This window comes from Bacillus sp. GZB, from assembly GCF_001975995.1.
Lineage (GTDB): Bacteria > Bacillota > Bacilli > Bacillales > Bacillaceae > Bacillus > Bacillus velezensis.
This window is the reverse complement of sequence record NZ_MTQG01000017.1, coordinates 306412-331223: the sequence shown is the minus strand read 5'-3', so window position 1 is coordinate 331223 and position 24812 is coordinate 306412. Positions and strand designations below refer to the sequence as shown.

Sequence of the window (24812 nt, the reverse complement as noted above, 5' to 3'; positions counted from 1 at the left end):
TCTCTTAAGACACTTCTTTATCCATAAGTAAACAACCCGATATATTTTATCATAAAACCTTTCAGAATGGAATAAAAGGAGAGCTTTTGCCCTCCTTTTATTCGCTGTCTTTTTTGGAAATATACTTTTCCTTCGCTTTATTATGGTCTTTTAATGTTTTGGTGAAAACGACCTCGCCGTTTGATTTTGCAAGGAAATAAAGATAATCCGTTTTGTCAGGGCGGAGAGCCGCTTCCCATGATGAATCACCGGCATTTGCAATCGGTCCCGGCGGCAGCCCCTTATGTTTATACGTATTAAACGGAGAATCAATTTTCAGGTCTTTGTAGTAGACCCGGCTTTTATGCTTACCGGCCGCATATAATACCGTCGGGTCAGTCTGCAGCGGCATTTTTTCTTCGAGCCTATTGTAAAAAACGCTGGCGATTTTGTGACGGTCGGCTTTGGCGGTGGCTTCTTCTTCAATAAGCGATGCCATCGTCAGAGCGTTATGGACGGAAAGTTTCTTTTTTTCAAGTTCAGATTTATATGTTTCGATACGGGTGTTTGTTTCCTGAACCATTGCCGTCAAAATCGTGTCAAGCGATGCATCCGGATCATTAAACGGATATGTGGCCGGAAACAGATAGCCTTCGAGCGGATGCTTGAGCTTCTTGTTTGAAAGCGCGTCCGTTATCGTATCAGGAAACTGTTTTTTCAGTTTGCCGATGAATGTTTTGTCATCCAGTTTCGCCATGATCTCTTCTTTTGAATATGATGTTTCTTTTGCGATCGCATCCGCAATCTGTGTAAGCTGTTTTCCTTCAGGAACGGAGATCTGAAAGGCATATCCCGTTGATCCCGCGGTCAGTTTTTTGATAATCGCATCCGCATCCATTCCTTTATTCAGATGGTAAAATCCCGCCTGAAATCCGGAAGCGCCTTTATACTTCACATACAGCTGAAATGCTTTTTTGCTTTTGATGACATGCTGATCCTCAAGAATTTCAGCGATTGCCGAAACGGAAGAACCGCTCGGAATATTAATATTGACTGCCGTTTTGCTGCCTTTGTCAACCGGGGACAGCAGAGATTTTCCATAGAAAAAAGCACCGCAAATGATGATAAGCAGAGCGATCACGGAGGACAGTATTATCGTCGTTTTTTTGTTTTTACGCGGAAATGAATTTTTAGTCTGATTGATATTCATACAAGTATTTTCCTCCCAACAGCTCTTATACTACATGATTCATGTGCATTCGGCAATTTATTACAAAAAAAAGCCGAAGCGCATATGCGCTCCGGCTTTTTCCGTTCATTTTATTCTTCGTCTTCTTCCGCTAAAAACGTGTTCAGCGTTTCTTCGATCATTTCCCACTCTTCATCGGTTTCAATCGGCATCAGTTCGCCGTCTTCACCGTTTTCGTTCGGTTCGAAACTTGAAGCGTGAATTTCGATTTCATCATCGTCTTGAGCATCAATCGGATAATAAAGTACGTAAGATTTGTTAAATGTGTCGTTTTCAAATGTGAACAGCACTTCGCAAAGCTGTTCGTTGCCTTGATCATCGACAATTGTAATGTGTTTTTCGCCGTGTTCCATTTCTTTTCACCTCTTAGTTTAAACTGTCCAGATATCCTTGAAGGATCATGACAGCCGCCATTTTATCAATGACTTTTTTTCGTTTTTGCCTGCTGACGTCAGCCGCGATCAGCATTTTTTCAGCCGCCATCGTCGTCAGACGCTCGTCCCACAGCACAACAGGGACATTGTACGCTGTTTCAAGCAGTTTCGCAAATGTTTGGCTGGCTTCGCCTCTCGGACCGATCGTCCCGTTCATGTTTTTCGGAAAACCGAGCACGATCTTCTCTACATTATAGTCTTTCATCAGCTCGGATAAACGGTCCAGACCGTAATCTCCTTCAGCCTCGTTTATTTTTATCGTCTCAATGCCCTGAGCGGTCCAGCCCATTTCATCGCTTAAAGCTACGCCGAGTGTTTTCGTTCCAAGATCAAGTCCCAATATTCTCATGAATGTATTTACGCCTCTTTATGCTGTTCTAGATAGGATTTTACCAATTCCTCGATTAATTCGTCACGTTCCAGTTTGCGAATTAAGTTCCGGGCGTCGCGATGCCTAGGAATGTATGCAGGATCTCCAGACAGCAAGTATCCGACAATCTGGTTGATAGGATTGTACCCCTTTTCCTGAAGCGCATCATATACCGTATTCAGCACTTCTTCGACGTTTGTTTCAGCAGAATCATCGGAGAAATTAAATTTCATCGTTTTATCAAACGAGCTCACCGTTTTGCACCTCTTTCCCAAATTCGCAGGCAAAGTTCAGCCTGAGGTCCTCATCTTATCATCATTCTACACTAGTTGAAAGGATTATAAAACGGATTTTATCCAATCTTCCGCAGATGCGAGCGCCTCTTCCAATTTTTCAGGCTGCTTTCCGCCGGCCTGCGCCATGTCCGGACGGCCTCCGCCTCCGCCTCCGCAGACTTCAGCCGCTTGTTTGACCATTTTGCCGGCGTGAAGGCCTTTTTCGATCAGGTCTTTCGTCACGCCTGCTGAAAGGTTGACTTTCTCGTTTTGCACGGCGCCGAGAATGATGACCGCAGAACCGAGCTTCGCTTTCAGATCATCCACCATAGTGCGAAGGTGGTTCATGTCTTTCGCATTTACTTTTTCAGCCAGCACTTTTACGCCGCCGATGTCTTTTACTTTAGACAAAATGGCTCCGGCTTCCACATTGCCAAGTTTGCTGAGCAATGATTCATTTTCTCTTTGCGCTTCCTTCAGCTCTGCTTGAAGAGACTGAATTCGCTTCGGTACGTCTTTTACGTTTGATTTCAGCTCGTCCGCGGCGTGCTGCAGAAGGCTGAGCTGGCTGTTCATTTCCTGATAAGCGCCTTTTCCTGTTACGGCTTCGATTCTTCGCGTCCCTGCGCCGATCCCTGATTCGGATACGATTTTAAACAGACCGATTTCTGCCGTATTCGTGACATGGCATCCGCCGCAAAGCTCAAGGCTGTAATCTCCGACTTGTACGACGCGGACGATATCGCCGTATTTCTCGCCGAACAGGGCCATTGCGCCCATTTCTTTCGCTTCATTGATCGGTTTCAAATCAATCGCTACCGGAATGCTCTCCCAGATTTTTTCGTTGACGATTCCTTCAATGCGTTCAAGTTCTTCTTTCGTCACTTGACCGAAATGAGAGAAGTCAAAACGCAGACGATTTTCGGTAACGAGTGAACCCGCTTGGTTGACATGTGTGCCGAGAACGTCTTTCAGCGCCTGGTGCAGAAGGTGGGTTGCCGTATGGTTTTTCACCACGCCGCTTCTCATTTGATCTTCAACTTCAGCCGTCACGCTTGCGCCTTTTTGAATCGTGCCGCTAGCCACCGTGCCTTCGTGTACATGCTGACCGTTCGGAGCTTTTTTCACGTCTTTAATGGTTACGACAGCCTGCTCGCTTCTCAGCACTCCTCTGTCACCGATCTGTCCGCCGCTTTCAGCATAGAAAGGCGTTTTGTCAAGAAGGATTTGGACGGTATCCCCTTCATGCGCCTCACTGATTAATTGCCCGTCATGAAGGAGCTCGATCACCTTCGCTTCAGCTTTTACGGCACTGTAGCCGACAAATGTGCTTTCTGCGGTAATGTCGCGCAATGCCCCGCCCTGAACCTGCATGCTTCCTACATCTTGGCGCGCATTTCTCGCCCGTTCACGCTGTTTTTCCATTTCGGCTTCAAAGCCTTTATGGTCAACTTTCATTTGCTCATCTTCCGCGTATTCCTCCGTTAATTCAACCGGGAATCCGTACGTATCGTACAGTTTGAATACGTCTTTTCCGGAGATGATGCCGCTGCCTTTTTCCTTCTCTTTCTTTATCACGTCGGATAAAATGGCCAGACCTTCGTTTAATGTTTCGTGGAATCGCTCTTCCTCCGTTTTGATGACTTTGGCGATAAACTCTTGCTTTTCTTTCACCTCCGGATAGAAAGCGTCCATAATTCCTGCAACAGTCGGTACCAGCTCGTACATAAACGGACGGCTGATACCGATGGTTTTCGCGTATCGCACTGCCCGGCGCAAGAGGCGTCTCAGTACATACCCGCGCCCTTCATTTGACGGCAGAGCTCCGTCGCTTACCGCAAATGCGACCGTTCTGATATGATCGGCGATCACTTTAAAGGCCGTATCCTTCACTGCATCCTTTCCGTAAGCATCTCCGGAAATGCGCTCTGTTGCTTCAATAATCGGCATAAACAAATCAGTGTCAAAGTTTGTCGGGACGTCCTGAATCACGGAGACCATCCGTTCAAGCCCCATGCCCGTATCAATGTTTTTCTTCGGAAGCGGTGTGTACGTGCCGTCCGGGTTGTGGTTGAACTCTGAGAATACCAGGTTCCATACTTCAAGATAACGATCATTTTCGCCGCCCGGATACAATTCAGAATCTGACGGGTCATTGCCGTATTTCTCGCCGCGGTCATAGAAAATTTCCGTATTCGGTCCGCTCGGGCCTTCACCGATATCCCAGAAGTTCCCTTCCAGACGAATGATTCTTTCTTCCGGAACGCCGATTTTTTCCGCCCATAGCGTATAAGCTTCTTCATCCTCAGGGTGAACCGTTACAGACAGCAGCTCCGAATCAAAGCCGATCCACTTTTCGCTCGTTAAAAACTCCCATGCCCACGTGATGGCTTCTTCTTTAAAATAATCACCGATGGAAAAGTTTCCGAGCATCTCAAAGAACGTGTGGTGGCGCGCCGTTTTCCCCACATTTTCAATATCATTTGTTCGGATTGATTTTTGCGCGTTTACAATTCTCGGATTCTCCGGCACAACGCGGCCGTCAAAGTATTTTTTCAGCGTCGCAACGCCGCTGTTGATCCATAATAAAGACGGATCTTCATGCGGAACCAATGAGGCGCTCGGTTCAACGGCATGGCCTTTTTCTTTAAAGAAATCTAAAAACATTTGACGCACTTCAGCAGAAGTTAAGTGTTTCATCTATATTCCTCCTTATCACTACCCGAAATTCTCTTTTGCGACAGCAAAAAAGCTCTCTCCCTATGCAAACCATGCGTTCACACAGGGACGAGAGCTGTCTCGCGGTACCACCCTGATTACAGGCCGAAAAAGGCCTGTCACCTTTCATCCCGTAACGCAGGACTGCGGCAGCCTTTAACTGCACTCAGGATTAGCTTCCGCCGATCTTCTGCTGAAGCTCCTTTCAGCGTATCGGAGCTTCTCTCTTAAACAGGGCTTCGGCGTACTCATATCCGTCACTCGAGATTCGTATGTATTCTACTCGAAATTATAGACAAGCAGAACCCGAATGTCAATGTTCCGTCCTGATCCGCAAAAAGTGTATGGCCGTCACTTTTAAAACGGCTGCCGCCGGTACAGCGAGAATCATGCCGGGAATGCCCGCGAGCTCTCCCCCGGCAAGGAGCGCCAGCATGATCACGACGGGGTGCATTCTGAGACTGCGCCCGACAATAAGCGGGCTCAAAATGTTTCCTTCTATAAATTGCAGAATAAAAATGGTGACGATTACGATGATCACAGCTTTAGCAGAAATCGCCAGCGAAAGGAGCAGCGCCGGTACAGCGCCGATAAACGGACCGAAATACGGGATGACATTCGTAATCCCGATGGCAAGACCCAAAATCAGCGGGTAAGGAAGCCCGAACAGCCAAAATGAAACGCCGGCTATTAGCCCGAGCAAAAAACAAACGAGAAGCTGACCGCGGATGTAATCACCGAGAGAGTCGTCCACATCCCGCAGAAATTCACTCCCCCTTTTCCTCCAGGACTTCGGCGTCAAATACCAGACTGTCTTTTTCATGACGTCTATATCCTTCACCATATAGAACACGAGAAAAGGAATCGTCGCCGCGATCAGGATATAATCAAGCACGAAACGGATGCTTCTGATCGTGCTTTCAATCGTGCCGGCAAGAAACGTTTCTGTCTGCTGAATCATTTTGTCCATCCGATGGTGCATGCCGTCAGGCCAATGATCCGTGTGATTATGCAGATGCTTCAGCATACTGTTGTAGTTTTTGGCAAGACCGGGAATGCTCTCAGACAGATCCTGCAGCTGTTCAATTAAAACAGGAACCCCTTTATAAACCCCCCAGCCGATTCCGCCGAAAAACAGGCAATAAATCAGAAGCAGGCTTAAAGTTCTAGGCATCCCTTTTCTATGAAGCCATTCAGTAATCGGAAGTAAAAGATAAGCAATAAATACTGCGATGAATATAGGAATAAAGAGAGATTTTATAACAAGCCAAATGGGAGACCATAACATATCGAGCATGCAAAAGACATACACTGTTAACAAAACGAGCAGACATACAGCCGTCCACATTAAGAGCTGCAGCGGTTTTTGAAGCATGACGTTTCACCTCTTGCTTTATCTTTTGACAGAAAGCCGGAATTATTCCCGTTTCATAAACTCCGCCTTATGACGCAGACCTCTTGACGGAAATAATTATCAGAAATTACGAAATAATCTAAATAATATTCATAAAAATCTGTATAACCATCGTAATGTGTTAAAGGATTTCAAAAACTGTCCAGTCAATATGACTCATGTTTTTTAAGGAGGATGGCCATGATTTCATTTCGGGATGTAAATAAGCACTACGGACATTTCCACGTGCTGAAAAACATTAATCTGCACATTAAAAAAGGGGAAGTCGTCGTTATCATCGGACCTTCAGGATCGGGAAAAAGCACGCTTCTCCGCTGCATTAATCAGCTGGAAACAGTTGATGGAGGCGCCTTAACGGTAAACGGCGTCTCCATCCATGACAAGAAAACGGATATAAATAAGGTCCGCCGCAATATCGGCATGGTGTTTCAGCATTTTCATCTGTACCCGCACAAAACCGTTCTGCAAAACATCATGCTCGCACCGATCAAAGTGCTTAAGCAATCAAAAGAAGAAGCAAAAGAAACGGCCTTATACTATTTGAAAAAAGTCGGTATACCGGAAAAAGCGGACGCTTATCCTTCACAGCTTTCTGGCGGCCAGCAGCAGCGTGTCGCCATCGCCAGGGGGCTTGCGATGAAGCCCGAAATTATGCTGTTTGATGAACCCACATCCGCGCTTGATCCGGAAATGATCGGGGAAGTGCTGGATGTCATGAAAACACTCGCAAAGGAAGGCATGACCATGGCAGTCGTCACACATGAAATGGGATTCGCAAAAGAAGTGGCGGACCGCATCGTGTTTATCGACGGCGGAGCCATCTTAGAAGAAGCTGCACCGGCTGAATTTTACGAAAGCCCCCGTGAAGAGAGGGCGCGTTTATTCTTAAGCCGTATTTTAAATCACTGAAAAGAAACGGAGGAGCGCTTATGTCACGCGTAACAAAATGGTTGTCATTCGGATTGATATCACTGCTGGCCGTCTTTATGCTGGCAGCCTGCGGAGGGAAAGAAACGTCCGGGGATTCAAAAGGAACGGGAAAAGACACGTTAGCCTCTATTAAAGACAGAGACAAAATCATCTTCGGCGTCAAAACCGACACGAGGTTATTCGGGCTGAAAAACCCAAGCTCCGGTGATATTGAAGGCTTCGATATTGATATCTCAAAACAGCTCGCAAAAGATATTCTGGGGGATGAGAAGAAAGCGGAATTTAAAGAAGTGACGTCAAAAACGAGAATTCCGATGCTGCAAAACGGCGATATCGATGCCATCACCGCCACGATGACGATAACGGATGAGCGGAAAAAAGAAGTTGATTTCTCAGATGTTTATTTTGAAGCCGGGCAATCCCTGCTCGTCAAAAAAGGAAGCAGCATCAAAAGCACCGAAGACCTGGGAAAAGGCTCAAAAGTATTGGCGGTAAAAGGCTCTACTTCCTCACAAAACATCAGAGAAAAAGCGCCTGACGCCTCAGTGCTGGAATTTGAAAATTACGCCGAAGCGTTCACTGCGCTAAAAGCGGGACAGGGAGATGCGCTCACAACCGATAATGCGATTTTATACGGCATGGCAGATGAAAATAAACAATATCAGCTGACAGGCGAAACCTTCACCGATGAACCTTACGGAATCGCCGTCAAAAAAGGCCAATCCGGACTCATCAAGGAAATCAACGCCTCTTTGAAAAAAATGAAAGCCGACGGCAGGTACGAAAAAATCTATAAAAAATGGATTAAAGAAGAACCGGCAAAATAGAAAGGACCGCGGGATGAGCAGCTATGCTCATCCCCGTTTTATAAGGAGTGACATAGATGAACTTTTCAATTTTAACGGAAAACTTCGATATGTATATGGACGGTTTCCTGCACACATTGCTTGCGAGCTTCGTCGCGCTGGCAGGCAGTTTTGCGCTGGGCGTTCTGATCGCAGTCATGAGAATCACGGCTTTCAAACCCCTTCAATGGATCGGCACTGCGTATGTGGAATTTATCCGGAACATCCCGCTTCTCCTCATCACATTCGTTTTTTATTTCGGACTTCCGAACGCCGGGCTGAGACTGGACGGCTTTCAGGCGGGAACGATTGCGCTTACGATTTATACGTCCGCCTTTATCGCAGAAGCCATCAGAGCCGGAATTCAGACTGTCTCCAAAGGGCAGATGGAAGCGGCCAGATCGTCAGGCTTCACCTACAGTCAGGCGATGAGATACGTCATTCTTCCTCAGGCCGTAAAAATCGTGATTCCGCCGCTCGGAAACCAATTTCTCAACCTTGTCAAAAACTCATCAATACTCGGAGTGGTGGCGGGACTCGATTTGATGTATCAGGCGGATCTCGTTTCCTCAAGCACTCTTGTCGTGTTTGATGTCTATATTTTCGTATCGCTTTTTTATTTGATATTAACGATCCCGCTCAGCATCGGGGTTCACTATTTGGAAAGACGTCTCGGAAAGAGTTATTAGAAAAGGAGAGTGAAAAACATGGATTTTAGCGGCGCCTATACACCTGACCATCTGCTGTTTTTATGGGACGGCTTTTTGGTCACACTTTATGTTGCGCTGATCTCCATTGTCCTGAGTTTTATTTTCGGGCTTGCCGCCGGCACTTTGCGCTATGCGAAAATCCCTATCGTCTCGGGCATTATAGCGGCCATTGTGGAAACCATCCGCAACCTGCCGCTGTTATTAATCATTTTCTTTACGTTTTTTGCCCTTCCGGAAATCGGGATCAAACTGGAAATTACCGCGGCCGCCATCACGGCGCTTACGATTTTTGAATCGGCCATGCTGTCAGAAATCATCAGAAGCGGTTTGCAATCCGTTGACAAAGGACAGATTGAAGCGGCGCGTTCTTCAGGACTGACGTACACGCAGACTCTTTTTCTCGTCGTCATGCCGCAGGCGCTCAGGCGTATGGTTCCTCCGATTGTGAGCCAGTTTATCTCCTTATTAAAAGATACGTCACTTGCGGTCGTCATCGCTCTGCCCGAACTGATTCATAACGCGCAGATTTTAAACGGACAAAGCGCTGACGGGGGATATTTTTTCCCGATCTTTCTGCTGGCGGCCCTGATGTATTTCGCGGTCAATTACAGCCTGTCTCTCGCGGCCAGACGGCTGGAAGCGAGACAAACGTAAAAAGGATACTTCCGGAGAAGTATCCTTTTTTCTGCTTAAAACATTTTCATGACTCGTCTTCTCATCCGTTTCATACCTTTTTTATTCAGCATATCGGACTGAGAAGCCATACGATACATAACGGCTCCAGCTCCTAAAGCCAACAGAGAGGTCATTGTTCTGCCCATCGCGCGTATCTCCTTTCAACTTTAAAAATTGATACTGCGTTCGTCTTCAGAAAACAAATCATCAAGACTGCTTAATGTGCCGTCTTCCTCTACTTGATGTGTCGCAATTTTGCCTTTGGCCACCGTCAGCTCAATGAAGCAGCCCCAGCAATAGTATTGGTTTACGCCGATTTTGCCGATATCTTTACTTTTGCAGTTCGGACATACAAGCACAGACTACACCTCTTATCCGTTCAGGACGATGCCTTCTTTCCCCGCTTCAATAAGCGTATCGGCGGCGCGGCGCACTTGGCGTCTGCCAGCCAGATCTGAAAAGAAGCCGTCCGAGAGTTCATATGCTACGATTATGCCCCTGTCCAAACAAAAGTATACATCTTCCAGCAAACCGAACATTTCACCATCGGGCGATTTCACCGGCTGCATCTTAATCTGTTCAAAGGTGAAACAGCTCTTCGGCAAAGGCTGCAAATGAGCATGACCGGCAGCTACGGCTTCTTGTTCCATCTCTTTTATATCACTTGCCTCTAAAAAAAGATGGCGGTTGTGAAACAGGCGTTTCTGCTCCAGCACGAAACCGAGAAACCGGCCGTCCAGAGAGAAACATACATCCGATATCATCCCGAGACTGCGCCCGGTGTTTTCGTCATATACTGTTCGTCCTTCAGCTGCATGGCATGTTCTCAAAGTGTGATCAACCACCTTTTGTTGAACACGTATAGGTTTTGCCAAGAAGCCGGGCAGCATACTTTGAAATGACTTCCACAGGCGAAAACCCGGCGCATGTTTATGCTCCGGGTTTTATTTACGCTTTTTCTTCCATAAAGTCAAACGGCGTGATGCCTTCCATTCCGATGTTCGCATCATATACACTGAACGGCAGCTCTTTTTGCAGGGCGGCCAGTTCTGCATCCATCTCTTCAGTCTGCTCTGTGAGCCTGTTTTTAAGCGACGTCTGTCTGACGGTGGCATCATTGTTTTTGACGCCCCATTCAAGCGCTTCTTCTTCTCCGCAAAGAATCAGAAATTTTTTCGCTCTTGTTATGGCGGTATAAAGCAGATTTCTCCTGAGCATTCGATAGTAGCCTTTGACGACAGGCAGGACGACAATCGGGAATTCGCTTCCCTGCGACTTATGAATGGAACAGCAGTAAGCGTGGGTAAACTGGCTGAAATCCTTTTTCGTAAAGGTGATTTCGTTGCCGTCAAACGAGACGACGACCATGTCTTCTTTTTCCGTATTTTCTTTGGCATAAAAAATGGACACGATTTCGCCGATATCGCCGTTAAACACATTGTTTTCCGGCTGGTTGACAAGCTGTAATATTTTATCGCCCGTCCTGTAGACGACATCACCGAATTTCAGCTCCCGCCTTTTTTCTTTCGGCGGATTCATGATGTCTTGAAGAAGCATATTCAGCTCGTTAATTCCCGCTTTTCCCCTGTACATCGGGGCAAGCACTTGAATATCCCTGGAGGTATACCCCTTTTTTAACGCGTTCGAGACGACCTGATCCACGACTTCTTTAATCTGTGAAGAATTACAGCGGATAAATGAGCGGTCCTTTGTCGGCGCGGTCAGCCCCTTTGGAAGCAGTCCTTTTTTCATATCATGCGCAAGTTCCACAATGGATGATCCTTCAGCCTGACGGTAAATATCTGTCAGGCGCACGGTCGGCAGCACCTCAGAAGCTAAAAGGTCTCTGAGCACCTGCCCCGGTCCTACTGAAGGAAGCTGGTCTTCATCACCGACGACAATGAGCTGAATGTGCTTAGGAAGCGCCTTAAACAAATGGCTGGCGAGCCAGATATCGAGCATACTCGCTTCGTCTATAATGATCAGTTTCCCTTCAATCGGCTGATCTTCATTGTAGGTAAAGCCTTCAGCGCCATTCCAGCCGAGCAGCCTGTGAATCGTAACAGCCGGCAGACCCGTAGATTCGCTCATCCGTTTTGCGGCTCTTCCCGTCGGCGCGGCAAGCAGCACCGGAAACGCCTCGTCTTTTTTATAATCACCGGGGTCAAGCGATACTCCGTGCAGTTCACTGTATAATTCCACGATTCCTTTAATAACGGTCGTTTTCCCCGTCCCAGGTCCTCCGGTCAGTAAAAGCATCGGTGAAGACAGCGCTTTTTGAATGGCATCCTTTTGGCTTGGTGCGTATTGAACATTCATCCGTTCTTCCAGTTCACCGAGTGCAAGCAGAAATTCCGATTCAGGAAATTGATCGGCATACTCCGTCTGAGCCGCAATGTCGAGCACGCGTTTTGCGACATTTTGTTCGGCGTAAAACAAGGACGGAAAATAGCAGCGCTCTCCTTCAATGACGATATCCTTACTCTCCCCGAGGGCGATGATGCCGTCAGCCGCATCCATTTCCGTGACGCGGCCGCCTTCAGCTGACTGATTCAGGAGCGTTTGCGTATTGATAATCAGCTGCTTTGTCTCTATGTACGTATGGCCTTCTGAAAGACAGGTCGATTCAATCGTATATAAGATTGCCGCTTTGATCCGCTCCGGGTGGTTTCCTGACAGACCCATTTTTCCGCCCAGCTCGTCAGCTTTCACAAAGCCGATGCCTTCAACGTCTTTTACAAGCTGATAAGGATTTTCCTGAATTTTCTCCAGGGTTTCCGTTTCGTAGGCCTGATATATTTTCATTGATAGCTGGGGCCCGAAACCGTATTGGTTCAGAGAGATCATAATCTGCTCAAGCCCCTGATGCCGCTGCAGCTCTCCGGCAAGCTTATCCGCTTTCTTTTTCGACATTTTCGGCACATCGTAAAGCACCGACGCATCCGTCAGAATTTTATTGAGCGCGCCGTCTCCGAGCTTTTTGACGATTTCTTCCGCCGTTTTTTTTCCGATTCCTTCAAACAGATCACTTGATAAATAGTGAATGATTCCTTCTTTTGTGGTCGGAATTTCTTTTTTAAAGTGTTCAGCCTGAAATTGCAGGCCGAACTTAGGATGCGTGGCGGTTTTTCCGTAAAATGTGTAGGTCTCATCTTCTTGCAGCAGAGGGAAGTAGCCCGTTACGGATACGACCTTGTCTTCGATCGCCTCAGACGTTTCTGCAACTTTGACTTTCAGCACTGTATACAGGTTGGTGTCATTATGATAAATGACCGTATGAATGACGCCTTTTACATACGGCTGTTCTTCGATGTTCAGCTGATCCACGAGCCTTCCCTCCTTTTGTTATGACTGGGTGATAAGCTGTTTCGCATGAAGCGCAAGCATATGATCAGGCTGTATGCCGATTGCGCCTTCCAGCATCTCAAGCGCCTTTTCACGATTTTCTTTGTACGCGTAAGCGACTCCGGCATTATAGAATGCGTCCGCGTGGCTTGGGTCCTGCTCGATCACCGTCTCAAACTGCGCCAGAGCTTCATCCAGCATTTCTTCATTTGCGAGACACATTCCGAACTGGAAGCGTGCTTCCGTGTCATTTTCGTTTAATTCAACGGCACGCTGCAAATACGGCAGTGCAAGCTTCGGCCGCTCTAATTTAACGAGAACGGTCCCCAGCATATAAAACAAATCTCCGTTTTCCATTCCGGAGCGAAGCGCTTTTTCAAACATATCCTTCGCTTCGGAAAACGATTCTTTCATCACATATACGTTTCCCGCACCGTAATAAGCGGCTGCCGCCGAATTGTCCAATTCGAGCGCTCTGTTATAGAATGCAAGCGCCCGTTCGAGTTCGTTCACAGAAGAAAGCAGATTTGCGAAGTTGATATACGGCACCGGATCTTGCCCGTTTTCCTCAATCGCTTTCGTAAAAGCCTCTGCCGCTTTTTCAAAATCGCCCTCCTGCATGGCGTCAATCCCGATTTTATTATAATCCATTTTTAACTTCCTTTCGCTAAAAAACCCCAACATGCGAGTTGAGGTTTTTTACATGTGTTATACGTACCACAGTTTTGTTCCGTCTTTATAAACGTCGTCTATCGTTCCGCCGCCGAGGCACTCTTCTCCGTCATAAAAAACGACGGCTTGTCCCGGCGTAACCGCGCGTACCTGCCCGTCAAAAATGACTTCCGCTTCATCATCACCCGTCATTTTCACCGTTACTTTGTGATCTTCCTGACGGTAGCGGAATTTCGCCGTGCATGTCATTTCGCCGCCGTCCATCAGACCGGGACGCGTCCAGCCGACATTTGTCGCCGTGATCTTATCGGAATACAGAAGCGGATTATGGAATCCTTGATCAACATACAGAATGTTTTTTTCAAGATCTTTACCGACGGCGAACCACGGCTCGCCGCTTCCGCCAATTCCAAGACCGTGGCGCTGTCCGATTGTATAATACATCAGACCGTCATGACGCCCTTTTACTTCTCCGTCCATTGTCATCATATCGCCCGGCTGAGCGGGGAGATATTGGCTGAGAAACGTTTTGAAGTTGCGTTCGCCGATAAAGCAGATTCCCGTGCTGTCTTTTTTCGCAGCTGTCGCAAGTTCCGCTTCTTTGGCGATTTCCCGCACGCGGCTTTTTTGCAGATCACCGATCGGGAACATGACTTTGCTGAGCTGTTCCTGATTGAGCTGATTCAGAAAATAAGTCTGGTCCTTGTTTTCATCCAGGCCGCGGAGCATGCGCACTGTACCTGCGCTTCTGTCCACGCGGGCGTAATGGCCCGTCGCAAGATAATCCGCGCCGAGTGACAGAGCATGATCCAAGAAAGCCTTAAACTTAATTTCTTTATTGCACATGACATCCGGATTGGGGGTTCTTCCGGCTTTATATTCATCAAGGAAATATTGAAATACCTTTTCCCAATATTGCTTTTCAAAATTGACGGCATAATACGGAATTCCGATCTGGTTGCAGACCCGGATGACGTCTTCATAATCTTCCGTCGCCGTGCAAAAACCGTTTTCGTCCGTATCATCCCAGTTTTTCATAAAGATTCCGATTACATCGTAGCCCTGCTCCTTCAGCAGAAGGGCCGCCACGGAAGAGTCCACGCCGCCGGACATGCCGACTACGACTCTTGTATCCTCCGGCCGTTTTTCCATTTGCATTCACTCCATTAAAAACGTAAGTCCGCCGTTTTAAGCAAGCCGTTTAACGACGGCGGCAAGCTTTTCGGCGGCTGTTTCGATTTGTTCCGCCGTATTGCCGAGGCCGAAGCTGAGGCGGATTGACGAAGTCAGCCTGCCGCTCTCACTTCCGAACATGGCCGTAAGCACATGGGACGGAAGAACGGATCCCGCTGTACAAGCAGATCCGCTGGAGACGGCAATGCCTTCCATGTCAAGATTGACCAGCAGCGCTTCCACCGGCACACCGGGAAAGTAAAGGTTTAAAATATGAGGCAGGCATTTCTCGGCATCTCCGTTCACCTCCGCTGTGACGCCGGATTTTTCCAGCGTACTCATGATGATGTTCTTAAACTCCTTATACTTCGCTGTTTTCTCTTCCCTCTCACGGTTTGAAAGGACGACCGCTTCTTTTAAGCCGGCGATGCCCGGTACATTTTCCGTTCCCGCGCGGCGCTTTCGTTCCTGCTCTCCCCCGAGAAGAATCGGTGACAGCTTCACCTCTTGATTTACATATAAAAAGCCTGTCCCTTTAGGCCCGTTAAGCTTGTGACCGGAAACAGACAGCATGTCAATTCTGCTTTTTTTCACGTCAATCGGCATATAACCGAATGCCTGGACGGCATCTGTGTGAAAATAGGCCTGATGCCCGCTTAACAGCTCTCCGATTTCGTCAATCGGCTGAATGGTTCCGACTTCGTTATTGCCATACATGACGGTAACAAGGATTGTATCATCACGGAGCGCTTCTTTCACCTGATTTGCACTGATCCGTCCTGAAGGGCCGGGGATGAGGTATGTCACCTCAAAGCCGTCTTCTTCCAGCTTTTCGCAGGCGTGCAACACAGCATGGTGCTCAACAGCGGTCGTAATGATATGCTTTCCTTCATTCTTCCGGGCGGCAACCGTTCCGAAAATCGCTAAATTATCAGCCTCCGTGCCGCCGCTTGTGAAAATAATTTCCTGTTCTTTCGCACTGATTTCGCGCGCGATGTCCGCTCTCGCTTCATCGACCCATTTCCGGGATTCTCTCCCGAATGAATGAATGCTTGACGGGTTGCCGAAACTGCCGAAGAAATGGGGCTTCATCTCTTCGAGCACACGCTCATCCATCGGGGAAGTCGCGGCATGATCTAAATAAATCCGTTCCATTGTCTGTACACCTCTGGTTTAAATATAGAACATATAAGCTTCCTGCTCGCCGTCCGTGTAGCTCGCAAGGTCTTCTAACGTCGTGCTGTCCAGCACGTCTTTTACAGCGTCGCGGATGCGGATCCATAACTCCCGCTTGGCAGGCTCTTCATCCTCAAGCACTTCTACCGGGCTGATCGGCCCTTCCAGCACTCTGATAATATCTCCGGCCGTTATCTCTTCAGGCTGGCCCCCGAGCACGTAACCCCCGTAAGCGCCTCTGATGCTTTTTACGAGTCCGGCGTTTCTGAGCGGTGATACAAGCTGTTCCAAGTAATGCTCAGAAAGGCTGTTTGTTTGGGCGATGCTTTTGAGCGACGTCGGACCGTCTCCGTGCTTTTTCGCCAATTCAATCATAATGGTGAGCCCGTATCTTCCCTTTGTCGATATTTTCAATATGAACACCCCAGTCAATTCTAATTGTTAATTTATACAAGTAAATGGATATGAATAATCTGTTTAGTATCTTATAAACCAACTGTTATTATAACATAACTTATCCTAATTTTCATTGAAACACGGGGCCCGCCGCAATTCGCTTTTCTAATCGTCCGTTTTCCGTTACCCTGTATATGTGAGGAGAGATGTTCATGAAACCACTGGCGTATCGGATGCGGCCTGCCAATATTGAAGACATTATCGGCCAGGAACATTTGGTCAAAGAAGATAAAATCATCGGCAGAATGGTGCGTGCAAAGCACTTATCATCCATGATCCTGTACGGACCGCCGGGCATCGGAAAAACATCCATCGCCACAGCGATCGCAGGATCGACAAGCATCGCATTCAGGAAATTGAATGCCGTCATTCATAATAAAAAAGACATGGAGATTGTCGTACAGGAAGCGAAAATGTCAGGCCAGGTCATTTTAATCCTTGACGAAGTGCACAGGCTTGATAAGGGAAAGCAGGATTTTCTGCTGCCCTATTTAGAAAACGGCATGATTATTTTAATCGGCGCAACGACCGCCAACCCTTATCATGCCATTAACCCGGCCATCAGAAGCCGGACCCAGATATTTGAGCTCGAACCGTTAACACCCGATCTGATCAAGCAGGCATTGAAAAGAGCGCTCAAAGATGAACACCGGGGACTCGGTTCTTACAGCGTTTCGGTGGACGACGACGCGATGGATCATTTCGCACAAGGGTGCGGGGGAGACGTCCGCTCCGCTTTGAACGCACTGGAGCTTGCCGTGCTCTCCACAAAGGAATCAAGCGACGGCACGGTCCGGATTACACGGGAAACAGCGGAAGAATGTCTGCAGAAAAAAAGCTATACTCATGATAAAAACGGCGATGCGCATTATGACGTCTTATCCGCCTTCCAAAAATCGATCCGAGGCTCGGACGCAAACGCCGCCCTTCATTATCTGGCCCGTCTGATCGAAGCCGGCGATCTTGAAAGCATATCAAGAAGGCTTCTCGTGATCGCCTATGAAGATATCGGCCTCGCAAGCCCGCAGGCAGGCCCCCGGGTGCTGAGCGCGATTCAGACCGCAGAACGGATCGGCTTTCCGGAAGCGAGAATTCCGCTGGCCAATGCGGTAATCGAATTATGCCTCTCGCCAAAATCAAACTCCGCCATCTCAGCCGTTGATGAGGCGCTCAAAGACATCAGGACGGGTAAAATCGGCGATGTGCCGAAACATTTAAAAGACGCCCACTATAAAGGGGCCCAAGAGCTCGGACGCGGGATCGGCTATCAATATCCTCACGATTTCGAGAACGGATGGGTCGAACAGCAATATTTGCCCGATCCGTTAAAAAACAAGCAATACTATAAACCGAAACAAACGGGGAAATTTGAAGCCGCCATAAAGCAAGTGTATGAAAAACTGATGAAGCAGAAAAAATAACCGGACAAGGACACCCTATGTGTTCTTGTCTTTTTTGATACCGGCCAAAATCTTTCGTGTAAACGGCGGATTCAAATAAAAAAACAGCCTTTCCTGAAGAAGGCTGTTTTTCTTTTTATTTATCTTTAACCCGTTTAATGTCGATGTCCTTTAAGAGCTCCATGACAACATGTCCGCCCATAATCAGACCGGCCACTGACGGAACCCAGGCGTTGGAAGACGGCGGCATTTGCGCTTTGCGGATTTTCGCTTCATCATTCCCGACTTCTTTTCTGACGTCTTCACGGATGACGATCGGGCTTTCATCAGAAAAAATGACCTGTACGCCTTTTTTAATGCCCTCTTTGCGAAGCCTTGTGCGGACGACTTTGGCAATCGGATCGGTATGGGTTTTTGAAATATCAGCAATCTGAAAGCGTGTCGGGTCTGTTTTATTCGCCGCTCCCATGCTTGAAATCAGCGGAACATTCCGTTTCAGACATTCTTTCATCAGATGAATTTTATAATGAATCGTATCCGACGCGTCAATGACGTAATCAAGCGGATACTCAAAGAACTGCTCATATGTCTCTTCTGTATAAAACATTTTTAAGGCGACGACATCGCAATCCGGATTAATATCCGCGATCCGCGCTTTCATCAAGTCTGTTTTCGGCTGTCCCACCGTCGACAAGAGCGCATGCAGCTGGCGGTTTACGTTTGTAATGTCAACATCATCTTTATCGACAAGCACGATCCGCCCCACTCCGGACCTCGCCAATGCTTCGGCTGCGAATGAACCGACTCCGCCGACGCCGAGAACGGCCACCGTGCTGTTTTTTAACGTGTCCAGCCCTTCTTTTCCAATCGCTAGCTCATTTCTGGAAAACTGATGTAACAAGAACCTCACTCCACATTCTGGTTTTATAAACTCGGCTTGTCAAAAAGCCGCTGGTTTTAGCGCACAAAAAATAAAGTCCCAATTGTGCCGTTGCAGCTTTCCTTCGTTTTGAACCCGCTCTCAGCAGGTGGGTGCCCTTTTTTAAATCTTGTAAGTCCTCTTAACGAATGAAAAGAGGCATGTACGCCATTTAAAAATGCGGGCTCCCAAATCAAAAAAATGTTCGGTCAAAACTAGGTGTACAACTAACACATCAGGACTTTATTTAACTTGTCAAAATCATATCACAGCAGATTTTGATTTTCAAGAATCAAACTGCTGATCTTTACTGTTTCACTTTTCTTTTGACAGAAAGGTGAAGTTCTTCAAGCTGGGCATCGCTCACTTCGCCGGGCGCTTCCGTAAGAAGGCAGCTTGCGCTTGCCGTTTTCGGGAAAGCGATCGTATCTCTTAAGTTTGTGCGGCCTGCAAGAAGCATAACCAAACGGTCTAAGCCGAGCGCGATTCCGCCGTGCGGAGGGGCGCCGTATTCAAAGGCTTCAAGAAGGTATCCGAATTCCTCTTCCGCTTCTTCTTTTGTAAAGCCGAGAAGCCCGAACATTTTTTCCTGAACGTCTTTTTCAAAAATACGGATTGAGCCTCCTCCGAGTTCATAGCCGTTTAAGACGAGGTCGTAAGCCTGCGCTTTCATATCTTCAGGCGCCGTTTCAATCAGGTCAAGATCTTCACGGACAGGCATTGTAAACGGGTGGTGAGCCGCATAGAAACGGCCTTCTTCCTCGTCATGCTCCAGTAACGGCCAGTCCACAACCCACAGGAAGTTGAAGAGGCTTTCGTCAATCAGGCCGCGTTCTTTGCCGAGCTTTAAGCGAAGCGCGCCGAGGGATTGAGCCACAACCTCAAACTTATCAGCGCCGAACAGGAGCAGATCGCCTTCAGAAGCATCAAGCGCTTCAGCCAGTTTTGCCTGCTTCTCTTCATCAAAGAATTTCGCAATCGGGCCTTTTACGCCGTCAGCTTCAACTTTCACCCAAGCGAGACCTTTCGCGCCGTAATTTCCGGCAAAAACGCCGAGCGCATCGATATCTTTTCTGGAATAGTCGCCGGCAGCGCCTTTGACATTGATCGCTTTTACAACGCCGCCGTTTGCCACGGCTGATGAGAACACCTTAAATTCAGTATCTTTCACTATGTCTGACACGTCCGTCAGCAGCATGCCGAAGCGGGTGTCAGGCTTGTCGGAACCGTAGCTGTTCATCGCTTCTTCATATGTCATTCGCGGAAGCGGAAGCGGTACTTCAACACCTTTTGTTTCAAGCATGACTTTCGCCATCATCTCTTCCGCCAGAGCCATGATGTCCTCTTGACTCATAAAGGACATTTCAATATCAATCTGTGTAAATTCCGGCTGGCGGTCGGCACGCAAGTCTTCATCGCGGAAGCAGCGGGCCACTTGATAATACCGTTCAAAGCCAGACACCATCAGAAGCTGTTTAAAAATCTGCGGCGATTGCGGAAGGGCGTAAAATTCTCCTTCATGCACCCGGCTCGGCACTAAGTAATCACGGGCGCCTTCGGGAGAGCTTTTTGTTAAAATCGGTGTTTCAATATCAAGAAATCCGTTTTCATCCAAGAAATGGCGGATGGATTTTGTGACTTGATGGCGCATTTGCAATGTTTGAAACATCGCCGGGCGGCGCAAATCCAAATAGCGGTGTTTTAACCGGACGTCCTCAGAAACGTCAGCCGCCTGGTCACTGATCGGAAACGGCGGCGTTTTCGCCGTGCTGAGCACCGTCACCGCTTCAGCTTTGATTTCAATTTTACCGGTTTTCAGGTTGGGATTCACCGTGCCTTCTTCACGGGCAGAAACCGTGCCTTCGATATCAAGCACATATTCGTTTCTGATTGCTTCCGCTGCGGCAAGGGCTTCCTTCGATACGTCAGGGTTGAACACGACTTGCACAATACCCGAGCGGTCACGCAAATCAATGAAAATCAAGCCGCCGAGATCGCGCCGCTTCTGCACCCACCCTTTCAGTTTGACGGTTTCGCCAATCGCTTTTTCAGTTATCTCGCCACAATAATATGTTCTTCCAAACATAGCGTTCCTCTCCTTCACTGCTTTTGATCTGCCTTTAACACTTGTATCAGCTCGTCTAACACCACTTCACGCTGCTCTCCTGTTTCCGCATCTTTTACATTGATTTTATTCTGGGCAAGCTCATCTTCCCCTAAAATCGCAATAAAACGTGCGCCGAGACGGTCAGCCGTTTTGAATTGGCCCTTCATCTTTTTATTTTCATAATCGATTTCACTTGAGATGCCCGCTTCTCTCAGTTTGTACACGAGGGAAACGGAATAATCCTTCGCTTTTTCTCCGAGCGTCACGATGTAGCAGTCAATCCCCTGATTGACGGGAAGCTCTGTTTTCTCAGCGTCAATGGCTGCCAGCAGACGTTCGATGCTCATCGCAAATCCGATACCCGGCGCTTCAGGTCCGCCGATCTGTTCAACAAGCCCGTCATAGCGGCCCCCGCCGGCAAGGGTTGTAATCGCTCCGAATCCTTCGGCATTGCTCATAATTTCAAAAGCGGTATGGTTATAATAATCAAGCCCTCTGACAAGGTTCGGATCTATTTCGAACGGGATGCCGAGATCGTTTAAGTATTGTTTTACTTTCTCAAAATAAGCGGCTGATTCTTCATTTAAGTAATCAAGAATGGACGGAGCCGTTTTCATCAGTTCATGCTCTCTGTCTTTCTTGCAGTCAAGAATTCTGAGCGGGTTTGTGTGCAGACGCGACTGGCAGTCCGAGCAAAATTCTCCGATGCGCGGTTCAAAATGTTTGACGAGCGCTTCCCGGTAGGATTTGCGGCTCTCCTGGTCACCAAGGCTGTTCAGCACAAGCTTGACATGTTTCAAACCGGCTTTACGGTAAATACTCATCGCAAGCGCAATGACTTCTGCATCCACGGCCGGATCTTTGGAGCCGATCGCTTCAATTCCGAATTGATAGAATTGGCGGAAACGCCCCGTCTGCGGACGTTCGTAACGGAACATCGGTCCGACATAATAAAGCTTCGTCGGCTGCACCGGGTTCGCAAATAATTTATTTTCATTGAACGCGCGGACTGCGGCAGCTGTTCCTTCCGGCCGAAGCGTCAGGCTTCTCCCTTTACGGTCTTCAAACGTGTACATTTCTTTCTGCACGATATCTGTAGACTCACCGACGCCTCTTGCGAACAGTTCCGTATGCTCGAAAATCGGCGTGCGGATTTCTTTATATTGATAAGTGCGGCACGTCTCCCTCATAATTTGTTCGACGAACTGCCATCTGTCTGATTCACCCGGCAGTATGTCTTGTGTGCCTCTTGGAATGTGATATGCCATGTTACAGGCCTCCTTAATGTCTTTCTTCAAATAAAAAAACTCCCGCTCCTACTATACATGTATAGTAGGGACGAGAGTTATACCCGTGGTGCCACCCTAGTTGGAATGCCGAAGCATCCCCGCTCTGACCTTTAACGCAGGTTCACGTCCGCTGCCTAATGACTTGCAAAAGCGTTCAGCAGGGAACCTCCGGAGTGTTGTTTCGAGAAAGATGCAGTGCGGATCCGCTTTCAGCCCGGGACGGTTCCTCTCTTCTCCATGCATTCTGACCTACTCTTCTCCATTATCGGTTCAAAATCGTTATCATGACTTATGTACATCAATTTCTATTATAATAATGGGATTGCACTCCCCTGTCAAGTTTTATTCCGTCTGTTTTTCCTTGCGACCGCTTCTTTCGATAAGAGACCGAACTCCGTCGCCGTCTCTTCAAGAAAACCCGCCTTTTCTCTGTCGCTCTGATCACTGAAGTGCAGATTTCCTTCCGCATCGTGCAGCGCGCGTCCCATTTTTGGTTGATATTTCATGATTTGCACACCTTTTCGCTGTATTTATGACTAGTATAAACAAACCATTTTATTTTTATTTAACATTCAGCAAGGAAAATACGATATTATACAAGAATGTATTTTAGTTAGTTCAGAAAGGAGGACAGCCATGAAGAAGAGAACTCTTGCTCTTATTTTATGCGGCGTCATCATCACAGCGCTTCTTCCGTCATTCCACACCGCAATCGCCGCAGAGGGAGAAGCGGTCATCGCGACAGACAAGATCAATGTCAGAGGCGGTCCCGGCCTGAGCTATGGAATTAAGGCTGAAGTAAAAAAAGGGGAAAGATACCCGATCGCTAAAGAAGAGGGAGACTGGGTGCAGCTTCAGCTGAGCCCCGGTAAAACCGGATGGGTCGTTTCCTGGCTGATATCAAAAACAGCCGGAGGAGCAGACAATTCATCCGCAACAAGCGGAACGGTCACTTCGACCGATCCTGACCTCCGCATCAGAAAAGGCCCGGGGACATCATATGAAGTCATCGGCAAACTTCCGCAAGGCGCACATGCATCCGTGCTGGACAAGAACAGCGGATGGGTGAACATTTCTTATCAAGGCACAACCGGATGGGTTTCTTCCGAATACGTCACCGCGGACAGCGGCGGATCGGATACGAAAGCAACTCCGGCCCGAAGCGGGTCAAAAAACGGGACGGTCGGCGTTTCTTCATTGAATGTCAGAAGTGCAGCATCACATGATTCAGCGATTATGACTAAATTATCACGCGGAACAAAGGTTTCCATCTTAAGTGAAGACCACGGCTGGCTGAAAATTGAAGCAAACGGGCAAAAAGGCTGGGCAGCAAGCCACTACATCATAAAGGATTCTGACTCATCGGACAGCGCATCGGGCTCAGGAGACGGTTCTGCGGGCTCAGGCTCCTCGAAAAAAGCGTATATTGTTTACGGCGGCACCAACTTAAGGAGCTCGGCCTCGACTTCCGCTTCTATCGTAAAAAGAGCAGATAAAGGCGCAGCCTACCCGATTGTCGGCTCAAGCGGCAAATGGTATGAAGTCCGGCTTGAAAACGGACAAACCGCATATGTGGCAAACTGGGTCGTACAAACGTCAAAAAGCGGTGAGGAAACAGGCGAAGCACCTTCTCCAAACACGTCAGGCGGCAGCGGCTCACTTAAAAACAAAACGATTGTCGTTGATCCCGGACACGGAGGAAAAGACAGCGGAACGATCGGCTACTCCGGAAAGTTTGAAAAAAACGTAACCATTAAAACCGCTAAGCTGCTGGCCCAAAAATTGCGGGCATCCGGTGCAAACGTGTATATCACCAGACAGGATGATACTTTTATCAGCCTGCAGGCCAGGGTTTCAACCTCTCATTACCGGAATGCGGATGCCTTTATCAGCATTCACTATGACAGCTATGCCGATACGTCAACGCGGGGAAGCACGGCTTATTATTACAGTCCGTCTAAGGATCGCCAGCTTGCCTCAGACGTCCATTCTGAAGTAGTGAAGCGTTCCCCTATCCCGGATCGCGGCGTTCTGTTTGGCGATTATTACGTCCTGAGGGAAAATAAACGGCCTGCCATGCTGTATGAGCTCGGCTATCTCAGTCAACCGCAAGAAGAAACAATCATACATAGCGGCTCTTACCAGGAAAAGGTGACAGACGGAATTGAAAGCGGATTGGAACATTATTTTCAATCATAAAAAAAGCTGCCGAACGGCAGCTTTTTTATTGTTTAGAATCCATAATCAATGTAACGGGCCCGGAATTCGTCAGCTGAACATCCATCATGGCCCCGAATATTCCCGTTTCAACTTTGACTCCTTTTTCCCGAAGAAGTTCGTTCCACTTTTCATAAAGGAGCACTGCCTGATCCGGTTTAGCCGCATTCATAAAATTCGGGCGTCTCCCTTTCTTCGTTTCGCCGTAAAGCGTAAACTGGGAAACGGATAAAATCTCTCCGCCCGTATCTAAAAGCGATAAATTCATCTTGCCGCTTTCGTCCTCAAAAATCCGGAGATTCACGATTTTATCCGCCAAGTAAGCGGCATCTTCTTCTGTATCTTCATGAGTGATGCCGACAAGCGCCATAATGCCGGGTCCGATTCGGCCGGCGACAGCGCCGTCAACCGTCACACTTGCTTCTGTTACACGCTGAACAACTAATTTCATAGCAAGCT

25 protein-coding genes, 1 other RNA gene and 2 other annotated features are annotated in these 24812 nt (G+C 47.8%); of the genes, 6 read left to right on the top strand and 20 right to left on the bottom strand.

Translation table 11 applies throughout. The features are described from left to right. Window positions 1–97: 97 nt before the first annotated feature. The 6 genes from mltG to BXO87_RS12635 all read right to left on the bottom strand — a co-directional run bounded on the left by mltG (window position 98) and on the right by BXO87_RS12635 (window position 6400). Window positions 98–1189, bottom strand: a complete 1092-nt coding sequence (gene mltG / locus BXO87_RS12660) for an endolytic transglycosylase MltG (protein WP_038459334.1) — start codon at window positions 1187–1189, stop codon at window positions 98–100. Window positions 1190–1299: 110 nt separating this feature from the next. Next, the gene (locus BXO87_RS12655) at window positions 1300–1581 is read right to left on the bottom strand and encodes a DUF1292 domain-containing protein (RefSeq protein WP_003152751.1); all 282 of its coding nucleotides are present in this window, start codon (window positions 1579–1581) and stop codon (window positions 1300–1302) included. A gap of 13 nt (window positions 1582–1594) precedes the next feature. After that, on the bottom strand, window positions 1595–2011 hold the full coding sequence (gene ruvX, locus BXO87_RS12650) for a Holliday junction resolvase RuvX (RefSeq protein WP_003152750.1): 417 nt from the start codon (window positions 2009–2011) through the stop codon (window positions 1595–1597). Between the two features lie 8 nt (window positions 2012–2019). Continuing rightward, a complete protein-coding gene (locus tag BXO87_RS12645; protein ID WP_012118070.1) occupies window positions 2020–2286 on the bottom strand; it encodes an IreB family regulatory phosphoprotein in 267 nt (88 codons plus the stop codon). Between the two features lie 84 nt (window positions 2287–2370). Beyond that, the gene (gene alaS / locus BXO87_RS12640; RefSeq protein WP_038459336.1) at window positions 2371–5007 is read right to left on the bottom strand and encodes an alanine--tRNA ligase; all 2637 of its coding nucleotides are present in this window, start codon (window positions 5005–5007) and stop codon (window positions 2371–2373) included. Window positions 5008–5087: 80 nt separating this feature from the next. Next, window positions 5088–5295 (bottom strand) — a binding site (T-box leader). A 43-nt stretch (window positions 5296–5338) separates the two neighbouring features. Beyond that, complete coding sequence (locus tag BXO87_RS12635; RefSeq protein ID WP_007612803.1) at window positions 5339–6400, bottom strand: AI-2E family transporter; 1062 nt, start codon at window positions 6398–6400, stop codon at window positions 5339–5341. 219 nt (window positions 6401–6619) lie between these two features. Here BXO87_RS12635 and BXO87_RS12630 point away from each other — a divergent pair, with 219 nt between their 5' ends. The 4 genes from BXO87_RS12630 to BXO87_RS12615 are packed head-to-tail and all read left to right on the top strand — an operon-like array spanning window position 6620 to window position 9578. Further along, a complete protein-coding gene (locus BXO87_RS12630; protein WP_038459338.1) occupies window positions 6620–7348 on the top strand; it encodes an amino acid ABC transporter ATP-binding protein in 729 nt (242 codons plus the stop codon). Between the two features lie 20 nt (window positions 7349–7368). Beyond that, the gene (locus tag BXO87_RS12625; RefSeq protein ID WP_007408208.1) at window positions 7369–8196 is read left to right on the top strand and encodes a transporter substrate-binding domain-containing protein; all 828 of its coding nucleotides are present in this window, start codon (window positions 7369–7371) and stop codon (window positions 8194–8196) included. Between the two features lie 56 nt (window positions 8197–8252). Continuing rightward, the gene (locus tag BXO87_RS12620) at window positions 8253–8903 is read left to right on the top strand and encodes an amino acid ABC transporter permease (protein ID WP_038459340.1); all 651 of its coding nucleotides are present in this window, start codon (window positions 8253–8255) and stop codon (window positions 8901–8903) included. An 18-nt stretch (window positions 8904–8921) separates the two neighbouring features. Beyond that, complete coding sequence (locus BXO87_RS12615; RefSeq protein ID WP_015417903.1) at window positions 8922–9578, top strand: amino acid ABC transporter permease; 657 nt, start codon at window positions 8922–8924, stop codon at window positions 9576–9578. A gap of 35 nt (window positions 9579–9613) precedes the next feature. Here the strand turns inward: BXO87_RS12615 and BXO87_RS12610 are convergent, their stop codons facing one another. The 8 genes from BXO87_RS12610 to cymR form a co-directional block, all read right to left on the bottom strand. Then, window positions 9614–9745, bottom strand: coding sequence for a YrzQ family protein (locus BXO87_RS12610; RefSeq protein WP_003152741.1), 132 nt, complete (start codon window positions 9743–9745; stop codon window positions 9614–9616). A 21-nt stretch (window positions 9746–9766) separates the two neighbouring features. Then, window positions 9767–9958, bottom strand: a complete 192-nt coding sequence (locus BXO87_RS12605; protein ID WP_003152738.1) for a hypothetical protein — start codon at window positions 9956–9958, stop codon at window positions 9767–9769. A gap of 12 nt (window positions 9959–9970) precedes the next feature. After that, window positions 9971–10429 carry a PRC-barrel domain-containing protein gene (locus tag BXO87_RS12600; RefSeq protein WP_025649674.1) on the bottom strand — a complete coding sequence of 153 codons (459 nt, stop codon included), beginning with the start codon at window positions 10427–10429 and terminating at the stop codon, window positions 9971–9973. A gap of 118 nt (window positions 10430–10547) precedes the next feature. Further along, entirely contained in the window at window positions 10548–12926 is a 2379-nt protein-coding gene (gene recD2, locus BXO87_RS12595; protein ID WP_007408204.1) for an SF1B family DNA helicase RecD2, read from the bottom strand. Between the two features lie 18 nt (window positions 12927–12944). After that, window positions 12945–13565, bottom strand: coding sequence for a tetratricopeptide repeat protein (locus BXO87_RS12590; RefSeq protein WP_088461189.1), 621 nt, complete (start codon window positions 13563–13565; stop codon window positions 12945–12947). 87 nt (window positions 13566–13652) lie between these two features. Then, on the bottom strand, window positions 13653–14768 hold the full coding sequence (gene mnmA / locus BXO87_RS12585; RefSeq protein ID WP_038459345.1) for a tRNA 2-thiouridine(34) synthase MnmA: 1116 nt from the start codon (window positions 14766–14768) through the stop codon (window positions 13653–13655). A 36-nt stretch (window positions 14769–14804) separates the two neighbouring features. Further along, window positions 14805–15944 (bottom strand): cysteine desulfurase family protein, encoded by a 1140-nt coding sequence (locus BXO87_RS12580; RefSeq protein ID WP_038459347.1) that lies wholly within the window; start codon window positions 15942–15944, stop codon window positions 14805–14807. A gap of 18 nt (window positions 15945–15962) precedes the next feature. Further along, complete coding sequence (gene cymR, locus BXO87_RS12575) at window positions 15963–16379, bottom strand: cysteine metabolism transcriptional regulator CymR (protein ID WP_003152730.1); 417 nt, start codon at window positions 16377–16379, stop codon at window positions 15963–15965. Window positions 16380–16573: 194 nt separating this feature from the next. Here cymR and BXO87_RS12570 point away from each other — a divergent pair, with 194 nt between their 5' ends. Beyond that, a complete protein-coding gene (locus tag BXO87_RS12570) occupies window positions 16574–17842 on the top strand; it encodes a replication-associated recombination protein A (protein ID WP_038459350.1) in 1269 nt (422 codons plus the stop codon). Between the two features lie 115 nt (window positions 17843–17957). Here BXO87_RS12570 and BXO87_RS12565 read toward each other — a convergent pair whose 3' ends face one another. The 5 genes from BXO87_RS12565 to BXO87_RS20715 form a co-directional block, all read right to left on the bottom strand. Further along, complete coding sequence (locus tag BXO87_RS12565) at window positions 17958–18722, bottom strand: tRNA threonylcarbamoyladenosine dehydratase (protein ID WP_012118080.1); 765 nt, start codon at window positions 18720–18722, stop codon at window positions 17958–17960. Between the two features lie 71 nt (window positions 18723–18793). Further along, a non-coding RNA gene (ssrS, locus tag BXO87_RS12560) (6S RNA) lies at window positions 18794–18985 on the bottom strand. A gap of 62 nt (window positions 18986–19047) precedes the next feature. Next, on the bottom strand, window positions 19048–20826 hold the full coding sequence (gene aspS / locus BXO87_RS12555; RefSeq protein WP_007408199.1) for an aspartate--tRNA ligase: 1779 nt from the start codon (window positions 20824–20826) through the stop codon (window positions 19048–19050). Window positions 20827–20840: 14 nt separating this feature from the next. After that, window positions 20841–22115, bottom strand: coding sequence for a histidine--tRNA ligase (hisS, locus tag BXO87_RS12550; RefSeq protein ID WP_007612829.1), 1275 nt, complete (start codon window positions 22113–22115; stop codon window positions 20841–20843). Window positions 22116–22178: 63 nt separating this feature from the next. Beyond that, window positions 22179–22411: a binding site (T-box leader), on the bottom strand. Window positions 22412–22471: 60 nt separating this feature from the next. Continuing rightward, entirely contained in the window at window positions 22472–22642 is a 171-nt protein-coding gene (locus tag BXO87_RS20715) for a YrzK family protein (RefSeq protein ID WP_003152722.1), read from the bottom strand. A gap of 130 nt (window positions 22643–22772) precedes the next feature. On the opposite strand from BXO87_RS20715, the gene BXO87_RS12545 reads away from it, so the two are divergent. Further along, window positions 22773–24335, top strand: coding sequence for an N-acetylmuramoyl-L-alanine amidase family protein (locus BXO87_RS12545; RefSeq protein ID WP_038459353.1), 1563 nt, complete (start codon window positions 22773–22775; stop codon window positions 24333–24335). A 25-nt stretch (window positions 24336–24360) separates the two neighbouring features. Here the strand turns inward: BXO87_RS12545 and dtd are convergent, their stop codons facing one another. Beyond that, window positions 24361–24804: a D-aminoacyl-tRNA deacylase gene (gene dtd, locus BXO87_RS12540; protein WP_038459355.1), complete on the bottom strand. Its 444-nt coding sequence runs from the start codon at window positions 24802–24804 to the stop codon at window positions 24361–24363. Window positions 24805–24812: the final 8 nt, after the last annotated feature.